The sequence below is a fragment of the Comamonas sp. 17RB genome, assembly GCF_030056555.1.
GTDB lineage: Bacteria > Pseudomonadota > Gammaproteobacteria > Burkholderiales > Burkholderiaceae_C > Comamonas > Comamonas terrigena.
Window position 1 is genome coordinate 55,201 of the sequence record NZ_JASHHY010000012.1, and the last position, 15,218, is coordinate 70,418.

Annotated in this window: 14 protein-coding genes; 5 read left to right on the forward strand and 9 right to left on the reverse strand. The window is 66.4% G+C overall.

All coding sequences use genetic code 11. From position 1 onward, the window contains the following. Positions 1 to 2: 2 nt before the first annotated feature. Complete coding sequence (gene glmU / locus QM470_RS19770) at positions 3 to 1,433, reverse strand: bifunctional UDP-N-acetylglucosamine diphosphorylase/glucosamine-1-phosphate N-acetyltransferase GlmU (protein WP_283340455.1); 1,431 nt, start codon at positions 1,431 to 1,433, stop codon at positions 3 to 5. 243 nt (positions 1,434 to 1,676) lie between these two features. Here glmU and QM470_RS19775 point away from each other — a divergent pair, with 243 nt between their 5' ends. Then, positions 1,677 to 2,663 carry a LysR substrate-binding domain-containing protein gene (locus tag QM470_RS19775; protein WP_280010867.1) on the forward strand — a complete coding sequence of 329 codons (987 nt, stop codon included), beginning with the start codon at positions 1,677 to 1,679 and terminating at the stop codon, positions 2,661 to 2,663. 111 nt (positions 2,664 to 2,774) lie between these two features. Continuing rightward, entirely contained in the window at positions 2,775 to 3,842 is a 1,068-nt protein-coding gene (locus tag QM470_RS19780; protein WP_283340456.1) for a GGDEF domain-containing protein, read from the forward strand. Between the two features lie 194 nt (positions 3,843 to 4,036). On the opposite strand, the gene tyrS is transcribed toward QM470_RS19780, so the two are convergent. Beyond that, positions 4,037 to 5,269, reverse strand: a complete 1,233-nt coding sequence (gene tyrS, locus QM470_RS19785) for a tyrosine--tRNA ligase (RefSeq protein ID WP_280010865.1) — start codon at positions 5,267 to 5,269, stop codon at positions 4,037 to 4,039. Positions 5,270 to 5,453: 184 nt separating this feature from the next. Between tyrS and QM470_RS19790 the strand changes: the two genes are divergently transcribed. Further along, positions 5,454 to 6,824, forward strand: coding sequence for a M23 family metallopeptidase (locus QM470_RS19790; RefSeq protein WP_280010864.1), 1,371 nt, complete (start codon positions 5,454 to 5,456; stop codon positions 6,822 to 6,824). A gap of 107 nt (positions 6,825 to 6,931) precedes the next feature. After that, a complete protein-coding gene (locus QM470_RS19795) occupies positions 6,932 to 8,062 on the forward strand; it encodes an anhydro-N-acetylmuramic acid kinase (protein WP_283340457.1) in 1,131 nt (376 codons plus the stop codon). Positions 8,063 to 8,167: 105 nt separating this feature from the next. On the opposite strand, the gene mdtD is transcribed toward QM470_RS19795, so the two are convergent. From mdtD to rplM, 4 genes are all read right to left on the reverse strand, one after another. Beyond that, complete coding sequence (gene mdtD / locus QM470_RS19800) at positions 8,168 to 9,574, reverse strand: multidrug transporter subunit MdtD (RefSeq protein ID WP_280010862.1); 1,407 nt, start codon at positions 9,572 to 9,574, stop codon at positions 8,168 to 8,170. Between the two features lie 129 nt (positions 9,575 to 9,703). After that, on the reverse strand, positions 9,704 to 10,069 hold the full coding sequence (gene erpA, locus QM470_RS19805) for an iron-sulfur cluster insertion protein ErpA (protein WP_066540053.1): 366 nt from the start codon (positions 10,067 to 10,069) through the stop codon (positions 9,704 to 9,706). Positions 10,070 to 10,332: 263 nt separating this feature from the next. Beyond that, positions 10,333 to 10,725 (reverse strand): 30S ribosomal protein S9, encoded by a 393-nt coding sequence (gene rpsI / locus QM470_RS19810; RefSeq protein ID WP_066540051.1) that lies wholly within the window; start codon positions 10,723 to 10,725, stop codon positions 10,333 to 10,335. 10 nt (positions 10,726 to 10,735) lie between these two features. After that, the gene (rplM, locus tag QM470_RS19815; protein ID WP_066540049.1) at positions 10,736 to 11,164 is read right to left on the reverse strand and encodes a 50S ribosomal protein L13; all 429 of its coding nucleotides are present in this window, start codon (positions 11,162 to 11,164) and stop codon (positions 10,736 to 10,738) included. Positions 11,165 to 11,471: 307 nt separating this feature from the next. Between rplM and QM470_RS19820 the strand changes: the two genes are divergently transcribed. Next, complete coding sequence (locus QM470_RS19820; protein ID WP_066540047.1) at positions 11,472 to 12,374, forward strand: 23S rRNA (adenine(2030)-N(6))-methyltransferase RlmJ; 903 nt, start codon at positions 11,472 to 11,474, stop codon at positions 12,372 to 12,374. A 128-nt stretch (positions 12,375 to 12,502) separates the two neighbouring features. Here QM470_RS19820 and QM470_RS19825 read toward each other — a convergent pair whose 3' ends face one another. From QM470_RS19825 to QM470_RS19835, 3 genes are all read right to left on the reverse strand, one after another. Next, the gene (locus tag QM470_RS19825) at positions 12,503 to 13,198 is read right to left on the reverse strand and encodes a septal ring lytic transglycosylase RlpA family protein (RefSeq protein WP_502846868.1); all 696 of its coding nucleotides are present in this window, start codon (positions 13,196 to 13,198) and stop codon (positions 12,503 to 12,505) included. Positions 13,199 to 13,342: 144 nt separating this feature from the next. After that, positions 13,343 to 14,188: a methylenetetrahydrofolate reductase [NAD(P)H] gene (metF, locus tag QM470_RS19830; protein WP_192334778.1), complete on the reverse strand. Its 846-nt coding sequence runs from the start codon at positions 14,186 to 14,188 to the stop codon at positions 13,343 to 13,345. A gap of 11 nt (positions 14,189 to 14,199) precedes the next feature. After that, positions 14,200 to 15,195, reverse strand: coding sequence for a TlyA family RNA methyltransferase (locus tag QM470_RS19835; protein ID WP_283340458.1), 996 nt, complete (start codon positions 15,193 to 15,195; stop codon positions 14,200 to 14,202). Between the last annotated feature and the right edge of the window lie 23 nt (positions 15,196 to 15,218).

The window sequence follows — 15,218 nt, forward strand, 5'->3', positions numbered from 1 at the left end:
GCTCAGGCCTTGGGGGGCTTGACCGGGCGCGCCCAGTTGGCCTTGCTGATCTGCTTGCCACGGGCCACGCTCAGGGCACCCGGCTCCGTGCTCTTGGTGATGGTGGAGCCGCCTCCCACGGTGCCGCCCGCGCCAATGGTCACGGGCGCCACCAGCACGCAATTGCTGCCGATGTGGACATCCGCCTCGATCACGGTGCGGTGCTTGTTGGCGCCGTCGTAGTTGGCGGTAATGGAGCCGGCGCCGTAGTTCACGCGCTCGCCCACGGTGGCGTCCCCCAGATAGGCCAGGTGGTTGGCCTTGGCCCCGTCGGCCAGCGTGGAATTCTTCACTTCCACAAAGTTGCCGATGTGCACTTCGCGGCCCAGCTGCGCACCGGGGCGCAGACGGGCAAACGGGCCGATCAGCGCACCCTCACCCACGCTGGCACCGGCTTTTTCGCCGTCGATGTGGGTGAAGGGATGGATCACCGCGCCCGCCGCAATCGTGGCATTGCTGATGTGGCAGTAGGCACCGATCTGCGCACCGTCGCCAATGCGCACTTGGCCGGTGAAGATGCAGCCCACATCGATGTCCACGTCCTGGCCGCATTCCAGCTGAGCCAATGTGCCGCGGGCGTCGTCACGCAGGTCGAAGCGTGCCGGATCGGCCAGGCGCACGCCTTGCTCCATCAGTGCCTTGGCAGCGCGCAACTGGTGGGCGCGCTCCAGTTCGGCCAGCTGCAGCGGGCTGTTCACACCGGCCACCTGCAGCACATCGCTGATGCGGTGACCCACCACGGGCACGCCGTCGTCCACGGCCATGGCCACGATGTCGGTCAGGTAGTACTCGCCCTGGGCGTTGTGGTTGTTCAGCTTGGCCAGCCACTGCGTCAGGTGCCGGACCGGCACGGCCATGATGCCGCTGTAGATCTCGGTGATGGCGCGCTCGGCCTCGCTGGCGTCCTTCTGCTCCACGATGCGCTGCACCGTGCCCGCACTGTTGCGCACGATGCGGCCGTAGCCCGTCGGGTCGGGCATGCTCACCGTCAGCAGCGCCATCTTGTCGCTGCCTGCCGCATCCAGCAGCCCTTGCAGGGTATCGGCCTGCGTCAGCGGCACATCGCCCGACAGCACGATGGCCATGCCGTCGCCCGCCAGCGCGGGCACGGCCTGTTGCACGGCATGGCCGGTTCCCAGCTGCGGCTCCTGGCGCACAAACTTCAGTGCAAAACCGGCATCGGCGCCCGGGCCGCTGGCCAGGGCCGCTTCGACATCCGCGGCACCATGGCCGGTCACCACCACCGCCGAACGTGCCTGCAACTGGCCCGCCGTGTGCAGCACATGCTGCAGCAGTGCCCGTCCCGCCAGCTTCTGCAAGACTTTGGGGTGGCGGCTTTTCATGCGCGTGCCTTTGCCGGCGGCCATGATGATGAGGTCCAATGCTGCGGTCATAGAGGATGGTGTGTGGTGGACAGAAGGCAGAACCGGGCACTGCATGGCAGGCACACCGGGACTGCAAGACCGGGCGATTATCCGCCCCCGCACGCAGGCTGTGAGCACTGGCTGTCCCCGGCAGCATGTCCGGCGCACCGCCGGCCGCTTGGTGGACGGCGCGGGCCTGCGTAATATGGCGCTTTGGCAGAACGCACCGTGCAGCGCCATCCCTCCCTTTTTTCCGGCCCTGCAGCCGCCACCATGTCCACCGCCTCCAGTTCCAGCGCATCCGGTCTGACCCTGCGCACCCGCCCCATCGCCATCGGCCATGTGCGCGCCTTTCTGGCCGTGGCGCGGCACCTGAACTTCCGCGCCGCTGCCGAAGAATTGGCGCTGACGCAGTCCGCCGTCAGCCGCCAGATCCAGGGGCTGGAAGACGAGGTGGGCCTGCCGCTGTTCCTGCGCCACACCCGCGCCGTGGAGCTGACCAGCGCCGGCGCCCAGCTGCTGCGCGCCTGGACGCCGGCGGTGGAACGCATCGACACCGCCGTGCGCAGCGTGCGCCAGAGCGCCGGGCGCAAAAGCGTGTCCATCACCACCTGGGCCAGCTTTGCCGCCATGTGGCTGATCCCGCGGCTGGAGGACTTCCAGCGCCAGCACCCGGACATCGACATCCGCATCGACACCACCGACAGCCTGGTCGATCTGGAGACCACCGATGTGGACCTGGCCATCCGCTACAGCCGGCCCACGGCCGCGCTGCGCGGCATGACCGAACTGTTCGGCGAGCAGCTGGCCGTGGTCGCCAGCCCCTGGTTGCTGCAATCGGCCACCGCCCCGCGCCGGCCGCAGGATCTGGTGGGCTGGAGCCTGATCGAAGCCACCGACGCCGACCAGCACCCGCATCTGCAGTGGCTCAGCTGGCACCGCTGGCTGCGCGACCAGGACTGCGCCGACCTGCAGCCACGCCGCTGGGTCTATCTGCGCTACGCCCACCAGATCGTGCAGGCTGCCCTGGCCGGCCAGGGCCTGGCCCTGACCCGCCTGCCGTTGGTGGCCGAAGCCCTGGCCGACGGCCGGCTGGTGGAAGTCTTCCCACGCCAGCGGCTGGACTCCCCGCTGGCCTACTGGCTGCTGACCGGCCCGCGCAGCGGCCAGCGGCCGGAAGTGCAGGCATTTGCACAGTGGCTGCAGCAGCAGGCCCACGACACCCGCCAGGCCATGGCGCCGGTGGACGACCCGGCATAGCCACGTCGCCCGGCGGCGCCCACCATTCGGCGCCACAGCGGGCGCAGCCGGTTGCAGCGGGGCCCTGCGTGCGGGGGGCGCTTTCCATAATGGCAGCAGCCCCATCTGCCTATGTCCACCACCGCCCAGCCGCTGCACGAAAGCTACCGCCTGCTGATCCGCTTTTGCGCAGTGGTGGTCTGTCTGGTGCACCTGGCCTTCATTCCCATCTTTGCCGGCGCGGGGGTCTATGCGCTGGCCGCCGGCAATGTGCTGAGCGTGCTGGCCTATGTCTACGCCTACTGGCAAAGCCGGCCCCAGGGCAATGTGCGCCTGGCAGCCGATGTGATTGCCCTGGAAATCGGCCTGCACGCCGTTGCCGCCACGCTGGCCATCGGCTGGAGCAGCGGCTTTCACTACCTGATGATCCCCATGGTGCCGGTGTGCATGCTGTCGGCCTCCCGGCCGCGGGCGGCGCGCATGGGCATCGTGCTGTGCATTTCGCTGGTCTATATCGGGCTGCGGTTCTGGAGCAGCCGGCACCCGCCCTTCTACCGGCTGTCCGACACCCTGCTGCAGGCGCTGGAATACGGCTGCCTGGTCACGCTGTTCCTGGCCTTCATCACCATCGCCCTGCGCTACCACGACATCATCGTGGAGGCGCACGAGACGCTGCGGCATGAAGCCTTCACCGACCCGCTGACCGGCGCACTGAACCGCCGCCGTCTGGCCCAGGTGGCCATGCAGCCCCCAGCCGCCGACACCCACAGCGCGCTGCTGCTGTGCGATCTGGACCATTTCAAGCTGGTCAACGACCAGTACGGCCATGCCGTGGGTGACCAGGTGCTGCAGGCCTTCTACCGCCAGTTGCTGGAATGCACACGCGGCGGCGACCATGTGTGCCGCTGGGGCGGCGAGGAATTTCTGGTGCTGCTGCCCCAGACTGACATGGCCGTGGCCCGCATGGTCGCCTACCGCCTGCGCGCCAGCGTGGAGCGGACACCGGTGCGCCTGCTGTCCGGCGAGCTGCTGTTCATCACCGTCACCGTCGGCCTGACCCACCTGGGGCCGGGAGAGCCGCTGCAGGCCGCCGTGCACCGGGCCGACCAGGCGCTGTACCGCGGCAAGGCCGCCGGCCGCAACCAGGTGCAGGACAGCACCGTGGAACGCCCCGTTCCTGTGGCGGAACTGCAGGTGTAGCCGCGTTCAGCCCCTCCCGGCGGGGCATGGGCCCTGATCCGGTCAGCCCCACCAGAAACCGAACAGCCTGTGCGCCAGCACCCGGCCTATCGGATGGGACACCATCCGACATACTGGGCGCCTGCGCACAGGCTGCTTGGGTTTCAGACTCACGCGGCCCGGCAGCCCCGAACGGGGCGGCCGGGCACGCCCGTTCAGGCCAGCGTCACGCGGGCGAACTTGCGCTTGCCCACCTGCAGCACAAAGCTGCCGGCGTCCAGCTTCAGACCGCGGTCGCTGATGACCGTGCCATCGATGCGCACGCCGCCGCCGTCGATCAGGCGGTTGGCCTCGCTGGTCGAGGGCGCCAGATTGGCCTGCTTGAGCAAGGCACCGATGCCCAGCGGGGCGCCAGACAGGCTGACTTCCGGGATGTCATCGGGAATGCCGCCCTTGGAGCGGTTGGTGAAATCCTGCTCGGCCGCATCGGCCGCTGCCGCGCTGTGGAAGCGCGTGGTGATTTCCTTGGCCAGCGCCACCTTGGCATGCTTGGGATTGCCGCCGGCAGCAATGTCCGCCTTCAGCTGGGCGATGTGTTCCAGGCTCTGGAAGGACAGCAGCGTGTACCAGTCCCACATCAGATCGTCCGAAATCGACAGCACCTTGGCAAACATGGTGTTGGCGTCTTCGGTGATGCCGATGTAGTTGTTCTTGGACTTGGACATCTTGTGCACACCGTCCAGGCCCACCAGCAGCGGCATGGTAAGCACACACTGCTGCTCTTGGCCATATTCAGCTTGCAGATGGCGCCCCATCATCAGATTGAATTTCTGGTCCGTGCCGCCCAGCTCCAGGTCTGCCTTGAGCGCCACCGAGTCATAGCCCTGCAACAAAGGATAGAGAAACTCGTGCAGGCTGATGGAGCTGCCTTCGGTGAAACGCGTGTGGAAGTCGTTGCGTTCCATCATGCGGGCCACGGTGTACTTGGCCGACAGCTGGATCATGCCGCGCGCGCCCAGCTGGTCGCACCATTCGCTGTTGTAGCGCACCTCGGTCCTGGCCGGGTCCAGCACCTTGGCGGCCTGGGTGTAATAGGTTTCGGCGTTGGCCTTGATCTGCTCGGCCGTCAGCGGCGGGCGCGTACTGTTGCGGCCCGACGGGTCACCGATCAGCGTGGTGAAGTCGCCGATCAGGAAAATCACCTGGTGGCCCAGATCCTGCAGCTGGCGCATCTTGTTCAGGACCACGGTGTGGCCCAGGTGGATGTCGGGCGCTGTGGGGTCCAGGCCCAGCTTGATGCGCAGGGGCACGCCCGTGGCTTCGGACTTCGCCAGTTTCTGGATCCACTCGTCCTTGGGCAGCAGTTCGTCCACTCCGCGCAACGTCACTTCCAGCGCTTGTCCTACACCTTCCGTCAACGGGAACGTCTTAACACTATCTTGATTCATAAGGGTTTTCTTGGATGCGATGGAGAGGTCGCCCGTTATACTCCGGGCTCGGTCGCAGTGGCGGATTCTAGTAGGCATCCCGTATCTACTCCGCCGTATGGCTGCTATCCGACACCTTGCACACACCATTCCTACGCTATCTCGCGCAGGGGGACAGTGGTGTGCCAGACCCTAGGACATCGTTTTGAAAGACAGCTTGATCTCTGCCGGCAGTGCTTTCCTGGCACGGCTGGCCCTTCTGGTGCAAAAGCACCCCAAGCGCGTCACCAGCGGAGTGGCCGCCCTGCTGCTCTCCGGCGGCGGAGCTGCGTTTGCAGTGGCATCGCTGGGCCCCGACGTGGCCGACATGCCGGTGCGCACCATCACACAGACTGTGCCTTCCCTCGTGGAAGATACGTCGCTGGCCGATCTGGCCGATCTGAACAGCTTCACCCTGTACCGCAGCGACTACACGCGCGGTACGGACACGGCAGAAGCGCTGCTGCAACGCCTGGGCATTGCCGACCCCTCGGCTTCCGCCTTCCTGCGTGCAGACAACAATGTGCGCCAGAACCTGCTGGGCCGCGCCGGCCGTCTGGTGTCTGCCGAAGCCACCAACGACCACCAGCTGCAGAAGCTCACCGCCCGCTGGACCACCAACGACGACAGCGACGAATTCCAGCGCCTGGTCGTGGAACGCGGCGCCAACGGCAAGTTCACCGCCTCCATCGAGACGGCCGAGCTGACCGTGGGCTCGCGCCTGGCGGGTGGCACCATCCGCAGCTCGCTGTTTGCCGCCACCGACGCCGCATTCATCCCCGACAGCGTGGCCGTGCAGATGGCCGACGTGCTGTCCGGCAGCATCGACTTCCGCCGTTCGCTGCGCAAGGGTGACCGCTTCTCCGTAGTCTACGAAAGCCTGGAAGCCGACGGCGAGCCCCTGCGCGCCGGCCGCCTGCTGAGCGTCGAATTCCACAACAACGGCAAGACCCACCAGGCCATGTGGTACCAGCCCGAAGGCGCCAGCCGCGGCAGCTACTACGACCTGGACGGCCGCAGCCTGCGCCAGGCCTATCTGAGCTCCCCGGTGGAATTCTCGCGCGTGTCCAGCGGCTTCGCCATGCGCCTGCACCCCATCCAGAAGACCTGGAAGGCCCACCTGGGCACCGACTTTGCCGCCGCCACCGGCACCAAGGTCCGCACCATCGGTGACGGCGTGGTGGAATTCGCCGGCGTGCAGAACGGCTTCGGCAATGTGGTGTTCGTCAAGCACGCCAACGCCGACCATGTCACCGTCTACGCCCACCTCAGCCGCATCGATGTGCGCAAGGGCCAGAGCGTGGAACAGGGCCAGACCATTGGCGCCGTGGGCTCCACCGGCTGGGCCACCGGCCCCCACCTGCACTTCGAGTTCCGTGTCAACGGCAAGCACGAAGATCCGCTGGTGGTGATGGCCAAGAACGCGGCCGACGCACCGATCGACCGCCGGAACGAAGCCGCCTTCAAGCAGTACTCTGCCCAGATGCGCATGCAGCTGGACTCGGCCCAGACCGTGCAGCAGGCCAGCGCCCAGTAAGCGCCCGCCGCCCTCTCTTGCAAAGGCCCTTCGGGGCCTTTGTCGTTTCCGGGGCATACTGCACCTTTGCTGTTGTCCCGACCTTGTCCCGACCGTTTTTGCCCGCCATGACCGTTGCCGCTCCCGCTTCCAACCTCTTCATCGGCCTGATGTCCGGTACCTCGCTGGACGGGGTGGACGGCGTGCTGGTGGACTTCCGCCACGGCACCCGCGTGCTGCAGCATGCCAGCTGCGGTTTCGCACCCACCCTGCGTGCCGAGCTGCTGGCATTGAACACCCTCGGCGGCCAGGACGAGCTGCACCGCGCCGCGCTGGCCGCCAATGCCCTGGTGGACCACTACGCCCAGGTGGTGCAGCAGTTGCTGCAGCGCAGCGGCGTGGCAGCCGACCAGGTGGCCGCCATCGGCGCCCACGGCCAGACCGTGCGCCACCGCCCCCAGCTGTTTGACGGCACAGGCTACACGCTGCAGCTCAATGCCCCGGCCTTGCTGGCCGAACGCTGCGGCATCACCGTGGTCGCCGACCTGCGCAGCCGCGATGTGGCCGCCGGCGGCCAGGGTGCCCCCCTGGTGCCGGCCTTCCACCAGGGCGTCTTCGGCCAGGCTGGCCAGACCACGCTGGTGCTGAACATTGGCGGCATTGCCAACCTGAGCGTGCTGGGTGCGGACGGTGCCGTCCAAGGCTTCGACTGCGGCCCCGGCAATGCGCTGATGGACGGCTGGTGCCAGCGCCACACCGGCCAGCCCTATGACGACGGCGGGCGCTGGGCCGCCAGCGGCCGGGTGCAGCAGCCCCTGCTGCAGCGCCTGCTGGCCGAGCCATTTTTTGCGCAGCAGCCGCCCAAAAGCACGGGCCGCGACCTGTTCCACGCCGACTGGCTGGCCGCCCAGCTGGCCGCCACGCCAGAGGCAGCCGCTGCGGCAGACATCCAGGCCACACTGACCGAGCTGACCGCCGCCAGCTGCGCCGATGCCGTGCGCCGCTGGGGCCGGGACGGCAGCACCCTGCTGGTCTGCGGTGGCGGCGCCTTGAATACGCACTTGATGCAGCGCATCGCCGCCCTGCTGCCCGGTGTGCAGGTGGGCAGCACCGCCGAGCGCGGCCTGCCACCGCTGGAAGTGGAAGCCGCCGCCTTCGCCTGGCTGGCGCGGCAGTGCCTGCACGGCCTGCCGGGCAATCTGCCGGCCGTGACCGGCGCCCGCGGCCCGCGCGTGCTGGGTGCCATCTACCCCGCCTGAAAAAAGCTTTTCAACGGCGCCGCCGCCGATGCGGCACGAACCCGTCTGGCGGCCTGCCTCCGGCGGACACCGGCAGACTCCCACCCGCAGGCTGGCAGATATTTTTCAGTCGCCGCTGTCCGGGGCCGGGCGCACGCGCTCGTCGCCATCGAGCTGGCTGAACACCAGGGTGGAGGCCAGGGTCATCAGCCCCACGGTGACGAAGGTGGCATGGATGGCACGCAGCGACTGGTCGCCCAGTGCGCTCCAGACATCGGAGAACCCGCCCAGCAGTGCGCCGGCCAATGCCACCCCCATGCCCATGGACAGCATCTGCACCATGGACAGCAGGCTGTTGCCGCTGCTGGCGAACTCGCCTTCCACGTCTTTGAGCGTGACCGAATTCATGGCCGAGAACTGCATCGAGTTGATGCCGCCAAACACAAACAGCTGGGCCAGCAGCAAGCCCAGCGGCTGCTGGGGCGACACCAGGCCGAAGCTAGCCAGCACCAGGCCCAGCAGCACCGAATTGACCTGCAGCACCCGACGGTAACCGTAGCGCTGCACCGTGCGCACCGCAATGCGCTTGACCAGCATGCTGCCCACCACCGTGGCCAGCATCATCAGCCCGGCGTGGAAGGGCGACATGCCCAACCCCACCTGCAGCAGCAGCGGAATCAGGAACGGCGCGGCGCCGCTGCCGAAGCGGGCAAACAGATTGCCCAGCAGGCCCACCCGCAGCGAACGCACGCTGAACAGCGCGGGCGGGAACAGCGGCTCGGACACCCGCAGCGCGTGCATCCAGTATGCCGCCAGACTGGCCAGGCCAAACACCATCAGCACGGCCACCAGGGCCGTGCCCAGGCCCATGCCGGACAGGCCGTCCAGCGCCACCGACACAGCCACCATGCCGAACGACAGCAGCGCATAGCCCCAGCCATCGAAGCTGCGGCGCGGCTGCTCCGCGCCCACCGGCATCCAGCGGCGCGTGGCCCACATGCCGAACAGCCCCACCGGCACATTGATCCAGAAGATCCAGTGCCAGCTGGCCACTTCCACCAGTGCACCGCCCAAGGTGGGGCCCAGCAGCGCCCCCACCTGACCCGGGATGGCGATGAAGCTCATGGCACGGATGAATTCCCCCTTGGGGTGGCTGCGCAGCACCGCCAGCCGGCCCACCGGCATCATCATGGCGCCACCCACGCCCTGGACCACGCGCGCGGCCACCAGAAAGCCCAGATTGGGCGAGAGCGCACACAGCACCGAGCCCAGCACGAACAGCGCAATCGCCGCCGCATAGACCCGCTGGGTGCCGAAGCGGTCCGCCACCCAGCCCGAAGCCGGGATCAGCATGGCCGTGGTCAGCGAATAGGCCACGATCACCGACTGCATCTTCAGCGGGCTCTGGCCCAGCGACTGCGCCATCGCCGGCAGCGCCGTGTTCAGGATGGTGGCGTCCAGCGACTGCAGGAAAAAGGCAATGGCCACCAGCCACAGCAGGCGTTCACGGTGGGGGGCAAGGGGTTCACTCATGGGCAATGGGACGGCAGGGCAGGCACGGCGGCGCGTGCTGCAGACACAAAAAAGCCGCTGGCGTGCAGCGGCTTGATCGAGGGGGATGGCGCAGTGTCAGCGGCATCCCGTGGCATAGGCAGAAGGCGCTTACACCGAGAAGCTGGAACCGCAGCCGCAGGTGGTGCTGGCATTGGGGTTCTTGATCACGAACTGGGCGCCTTGCAGGTCTTCCTTGTAATCGATCTCGGCACCGACCAGGTACTGGTAGCTCATGGCGTCGATCAGCAGCGACACGCCATTCTTGGTCATGGTGGTGTCGTCGTCGTTGGTGATCTCATCGAAGGTGAAACCGTACTGGAAACCCGAGCAGCCGCCGCCTTGCACAAAGACGCGCAGCTTCAGGTCGGGATTGCCTTCTTCGGCGATCAGATCCGCCACCTTGGCAGCCGCGCTGTCGGTGAAGAGGATGGGGGCCGGCATTTCGGTGATGGTGTTTTCGGCAACGGCGCTCATGGGGATACTCCGATGGTTCTGAATTGGCCCGAATGGTACAGCAAGGGGCTCGGGAATTGCTGCCGCTTCCAGCTTTGACGACAGTGCAAGTGGGGGCTTTGCCCCGGAGGACGCCAGGGACTTCGCCCGGACCGGGGAGGGGCCGCCGTACCGGACCATGCCGGCACGGGAGCGCCCACAAAAAAGCCGCCGAACCCGAAGGCCTGGCGGCTTTTTTGGCGAATGGCCTTCCCGGAGGAGGACCATCCTGCAGCAGAAGCGGATTAACGCTTCGAGAACTGCTTGGCGCGGCGTGCAGAACGCAGACCGACCTTCTTACGTTCGACTTCACGAGCGTCACGGGTCACGTAGCCGGCTTGGCTCAGTGCGGACTTCAGGGAAGCGTCGTAATCGATCAGAGCGCGGGTGATACCGTGGCGGGCAGCGCCAGCCTGGCCGGATTCACCGCCGCCGTGGACGTTGATCTGGATGTCGAAAGCTTCGACATTGCCAGTCAGCACCAGGGGCTGCTTTGCGATCATGATGGAGGTTTCACGGCCGAAGTACTGCTGAATGTCTTTGCCATTCACAGTGATCTTGCCGGAGCCCTTCTTCAGGAATACACGGGCGACGCTGGACTTGCGACGGCCGGTACCATTGTTCCAATCACCAATCATTCAAGTCTCCTTAGATTTCCAGAGCCTTAGGCTGCTGTGCGGTATGAGGATGCTCAGCACCGCCGTAGACCTTCAGCTTCTTGATCATGGCGTAGCCCAGAGGACCCTTGGGCAGCATGCCCTTGACGGCCTTTTCCAGAGCGCGGCCAGGGAACTTGGCTTGCAGATCGCGGAAGTTGGTGGCAGTGATGCCGCCGGGGAAACCGGAGTGACGGTAGTACACCTTGTCCAGGTTCTTGGTGCCAGTGACCTTGAGCTTGGAGGCGTTGATGATGACGATGAAGTCGCCGGTGTCAACGTGAGGTGTGTAAATGGCCTTGTGCTTGCCGCGCAGACGGAGTGCCACTTCGCTGGCGACACGTCCGAGCACCTTATCGGTGGCGTCAATCACAAACCACTCGTGTTGCACCTCAGCGGGCTTTGCGCTGAATGTAGACATGAGTTTTCTCTTTCAAGAGGGTTTGGCGGGCCCTTTTCCGCGGTCGGTGCTTCTTCTTGAAAAAGACAAGTCTTTTAAAGGAAGCCTCTTAGGCGGGGATGTTCAAACCGGAGTTTCAACCTTCGCCGCGGGACCCATAAAATCGCTGCGAAGCCCGCCATTATACGAAATAGCGTCCAATAGGGGGGAACGCCCCTACCAGTGCACCCGTTTTTGTGCCACGGTGGCGGCCACACCACACCGGGAAAGGCCTGCTCGCCCTACCCTCACACCATCTGCCGCCCCGCGGCCACCGCCTTCGACTGCCATGTTCAGCTACCGCCACGCCTTCCATGCCGGCAACCACGCCGATGTGCTCAAGCACACCGTGCTGATCGCCACCTTGCAACACCTGACGCAGAAGGACACGGCGCTGAGCGTGATCGACACCCATGCCGGCGCCGGCCTGTACCGCCTGGACGGCGACTACGCCAACACCAGCGGCGAGGCGACCGAAGGCGTGCAGCGCCTGCTGGACACCCCGTTTGACCAGCTGGCGCCCGCGCTGCAGGACTATCTGCAGGTGCTGGCCAGCTTCAACCAGGGCAACAAGCTGCGCGTCTACCCCGGCTCGCCGTTCATCAGCCACAGCCTGTTGCGCCCGCAGGACAAGATGCACCTGTTCGAGCTGCACCCCACCGATTCGCGCACGCTGGCCGGCAACATCGCCCAGCTCGATCCGGGCAAGCGCATCCTGATCGCGCAGGAAGACGGCTTCACCGGCGTCAAGAAACTGCTGCCCCCACCGTCGCGCCGCGGCCTGGTGCTGTGCGACCCCAGCTATGAGATCAAGACCGACTACCTGCGCGTGGCCGACATGGTGCAGGACGCGCTGGCGCGCTTTGCCACCGGCACCTATGCCGTGTGGTACCCCATCATCGCCCGCCAGGATGCGCACGATCTGCCGCGCCGCCTCAAGACCCTGGCCACCAAGGCCGGCAAGGGCTGGCTGCACGCCACGCTGACCGTCAAATCCAGCAAGATGCAGTCGGCCGCCCTGTCGGCCACCGAGGACGAACCCAGCAAGCGCCCCGGCCTGCCGGCCAGCGGCATGTTCCTGATCAACCCGCCCTACACCGTCAAGGACAAGCTCAAGACCGCCCTGCCGCAGATGGTCAAGCTGCTCGGCCAGGACAAGCACGCTGCGTTCACACTGGAATCCGGCCAATAAAGCCAAGAAGCCAGGAAGGGCTGCGACCCGCCGCTGCGCCAAGCGGAGCGGAGGGGCCTTACCCCAAAATGCACAAAGGGTTCAAGGACATGTCGCCTTGAACCCTTTTTCACATGCACCCCAGGCGCTCACTTTTTCTTTTTGCTGACCTGCTTGGCCACCGTGCTGGTGGATTCGCCATGGGCCTGGCGGTGCGCCTCCACCGCGCGGCGGGCGTCGGGGCTCAGGTCGGACAGGCTTGCTTCGAGCTGGCCGTCCAGGTCATCGTCCTCACCCGGGCATTGGGATTCGTCGTCGGCCAGGGCCCACAACTCCACCGGCTTGATCCCCAGGCCCACCATGCCCAGTTGCTCAGCCGCACCCTGGCTCAGGTCGATCACCCGGTTCTTGGCGAACGGCCCCCGGTCGTTGATGCGCACCACCACCGTCTTGCCGGTGACCGAGCTGCGCACGCACACCCGCGTGCCAAAGGCCAGCGAGCGGTGGGCTGCGGTCAGCTCGCCGCTGTTGAAACGCTCGCCATTGGCGGTCAGCTTGCCGTGAAAACCGGGGCCGTACCAGGAGGCCAGCCCCTTTTGGTCGCTGTCCCGGGCATCCGGCGCGGTTTGCGCCGCCGGATCGGGCTTGTCGCTGAGCTTGGGCGGCTTGGGAGCGGCCTTGGCCAGGGCCTCGGCCCCCTTGCGGTCGTGGCTCCACCAGCCCCAGCGGCTGGGGCGGGCGTTGGGGCCTTCGGGAATGGGCGCTCCCGCCTGGGTGGGCGTGGCCGTGGCAGCGCCTTCCGGCGTGGTGGGCAGCGGCGCGCAGCCGCTGATGAATAACGTCACCGTCCAGGCCGCGGCCCAGCGATGGCGTGCCGCCCGGGAGACGATTCCCGCAGTTTGGCAGATGGATGGCATGCAATGTCCTCTGTCACGCACAGACGGTGGTGCCACCACCGCAGGCGGGATCAGCGGAACAAACCGCAGCCCTTAGAGCCCGAGGCGACGGCACAGCTCCAAGGTCGCTGTGCTCTGGTTCATGGTGTAGAAGTGCAGGCCCGGCGCGCCTTGGCTGCGCAGCTGCTCGCACAGGTGCGTGACCACGTCCAGCCCGAAGGCACGGATGGAAGCCACGTCGTCCCCGAAAGCCTGCAGTCGCAGGCGGATCCAGCGGGGAATCTCAGCGCCAGTCGCATCGGAAAAGCGCATGAGTTGGGAAGAGTTAGTGATCGGCATGATACCCGGGACGACCGGAATCTGGATGCCAAGTGCTTGAATTCCCTCCACAAAGCGGTAGTAGGCGTCGGCGTTGAAGAAGTATTGTGTGATAGCCGAATCGGCTCCCGCCTTCACTTTTGTCGCAAACGCCTGCAGGTCGGCATCCGGACTTTTGGCCTGCGGATGGGTCTCGGGGTAGGCCGCCACCTCGATGTGGAACCAGTCCCCGAACTCCTTGCGGATGAACGCCACCAGGTCGCTGGCGTACTGGAATTCACCGCCCAGACCGTAGCCGCTGGGCAGGTCGCCGCGCAGCGCCACGATGCGTTTGACGCCCATGGTCTGGAGTTGTGCCAGTTCCTCGCGCACCTTGGCATGGGTGGCCCCCACGCAGGAAAAGTGCGACGCTGCGGCCACGCCTTCGTCCTGGATGGCCTGCACCATGCGGAACGTGCCTTCCTGGGTGGAGCCGCCGGCGCCATAGGTCACCGAGCAGAATTCCGGCTTGCGGGCGTACAGCTCCTGGCGCACGTTCACGTGCTTGGCTGCGCCTTCGGCGGTCTTGGTGGGAAAGAATTCAAAGCTGACCGGGAATGCGGTCGAATCGTTCTGCGCCATCGGGGTCTTCCTCACGCGTTGGTGGCGTGCACAAAAAATTCACGGTTGCCGTCGCCGCCTTCGATGGCGCTGTCGTACCAGCCCACCACCTTCAGGCCCACTTCCTTGCAGCAGGCACGGATACGCTGCTCCACCTCGGCATACAGCGCCGGGTCGCGCACGATGCCGCCCTTGCCGATCTGGCCGGGCTGCAATTCGAACTGGGGCTTGACCAGCATCAGCAGCGGCGCGCCCGGGCCCATCAGCGGCACCAGCTGCGGCAGTATCAGGGTCAGCGAGATGAAGGACACATCGCCGGTGACAAAGTCGAACACCGGGGTGATGTCGATGTCCTCGGTCCCCGGCTTGCGGCGGCGCTCCACCGGCGCCGTACCGTCTGCGCGGGCCTTGTCCTTGGCGGCGCGCTCGGCCTTGAAGGACTCGATGTCCTGCTCCTTGGCGTCTTCGCTGTCGTCATAGTCTTCATCGACCATGCCGCCGTTGCGCATCCAGGCATAGGGGGCCTGGGGCTGGGTGTCGTTGTCCTCTTGCTCTTCGATGACTTCGGACAGCGCATCCTCACAGCCCTGCACCAGCGATTCGGCGGTCATGGCGCGGGCGTTCAGCCCTTCCACGCCCACCACGCGCGGATCGCTCTTCAGGCGTTCATGCAACTGGTCGTGGCCCACATCCACACCGATCACCTGGGCGGCCCCGGCCTGCAGCAGGCAGTCGGTGAAGCCGCCGGTGCTCTGCCCCACATCCAGGCAGCGCAGGCCGCTCACCTGCAGGCCCGCTGCCGCCAGCGCGCCTTCGAGCTTGAGGCCGCCACGCGAGATGTACTTGGCCTCGGACGCGTCCAGCAGCTGCACTTGCGCACCCGCGGGAATGTCGTCGCCGTTCTTGGCCACCTGGGTCCACGGCGCCAGCGGCATGGTGCGCCACTGCACACCGGCTGCAATCAGGCGCTGGGCCTGCGATCGGGTGGTGGCATGGCCTGCCTCCACCAAAAAAACGTCTGCGCGCATCGCGCTCTCCTTCAGCTTCACCG

What these genes read in the sequence shown, in the direction of transcription:
- QM470_RS19820 (WP_066540047.1), top strand. Translation starts at nt 11,472, where the DNA reads ATGTTCAGCTACCGCCACGCCTTCCATGCCGGCAACCACGCCGATGTG.
- QM470_RS19795 (WP_283340457.1), top strand. Translation starts at nt 6,932, where the DNA reads ATGACCGTTGCCGCTCCCGCTTCCAACCTCTTCATCGGCCTGATGTCC.
- QM470_RS19780 (WP_283340456.1), top strand. Translation starts at nt 2,775, where the DNA reads ATGTCCACCACCGCCCAGCCGCTGCACGAAAGCTACCGCCTGCTGATC.
- mdtD (WP_280010862.1), bottom strand. Translation starts at nt 9,574, where the DNA reads ATGAGTGAACCCCTTGCCCCCCACCGTGAACGCCTGCTGTGGCTGGTG.
- QM470_RS19835 (WP_283340458.1), bottom strand. Translation starts at nt 15,195, where the DNA reads ATGCGCGCAGACGTTTTTTTGGTGGAGGCAGGCCATGCCACCACCCGA.
- glmU (WP_283340455.1), bottom strand. Translation starts at nt 1,433, where the DNA reads ATGACCGCAGCATTGGACCTCATCATCATGGCCGCCGGCAAAGGCACG.
- rpsI (WP_066540051.1), bottom strand. Translation starts at nt 10,725, where the DNA reads ATGATTGGTGATTGGAACAATGGTACCGGCCGTCGCAAGTCCAGCGTC.
- tyrS (WP_280010865.1), bottom strand. Translation starts at nt 5,269, where the DNA reads ATGAATCAAGATAGTGTTAAGACGTTCCCGTTGACGGAAGGTGTAGGA.
- metF (WP_192334778.1), bottom strand. Translation starts at nt 14,188, where the DNA reads ATGGCGCAGAACGATTCGACCGCATTCCCGGTCAGCTTTGAATTCTTT.
- QM470_RS19775 (WP_280010867.1), top strand. Translation starts at nt 1,677, where the DNA reads ATGTCCACCGCCTCCAGTTCCAGCGCATCCGGTCTGACCCTGCGCACC.
- rplM (WP_066540049.1), bottom strand. Translation starts at nt 11,164, where the DNA reads ATGTCTACATTCAGCGCAAAGCCCGCTGAGGTGCAACACGAGTGGTTT.
- erpA (WP_066540053.1), bottom strand. Translation starts at nt 10,069, where the DNA reads ATGAGCGCCGTTGCCGAAAACACCATCACCGAAATGCCGGCCCCCATC.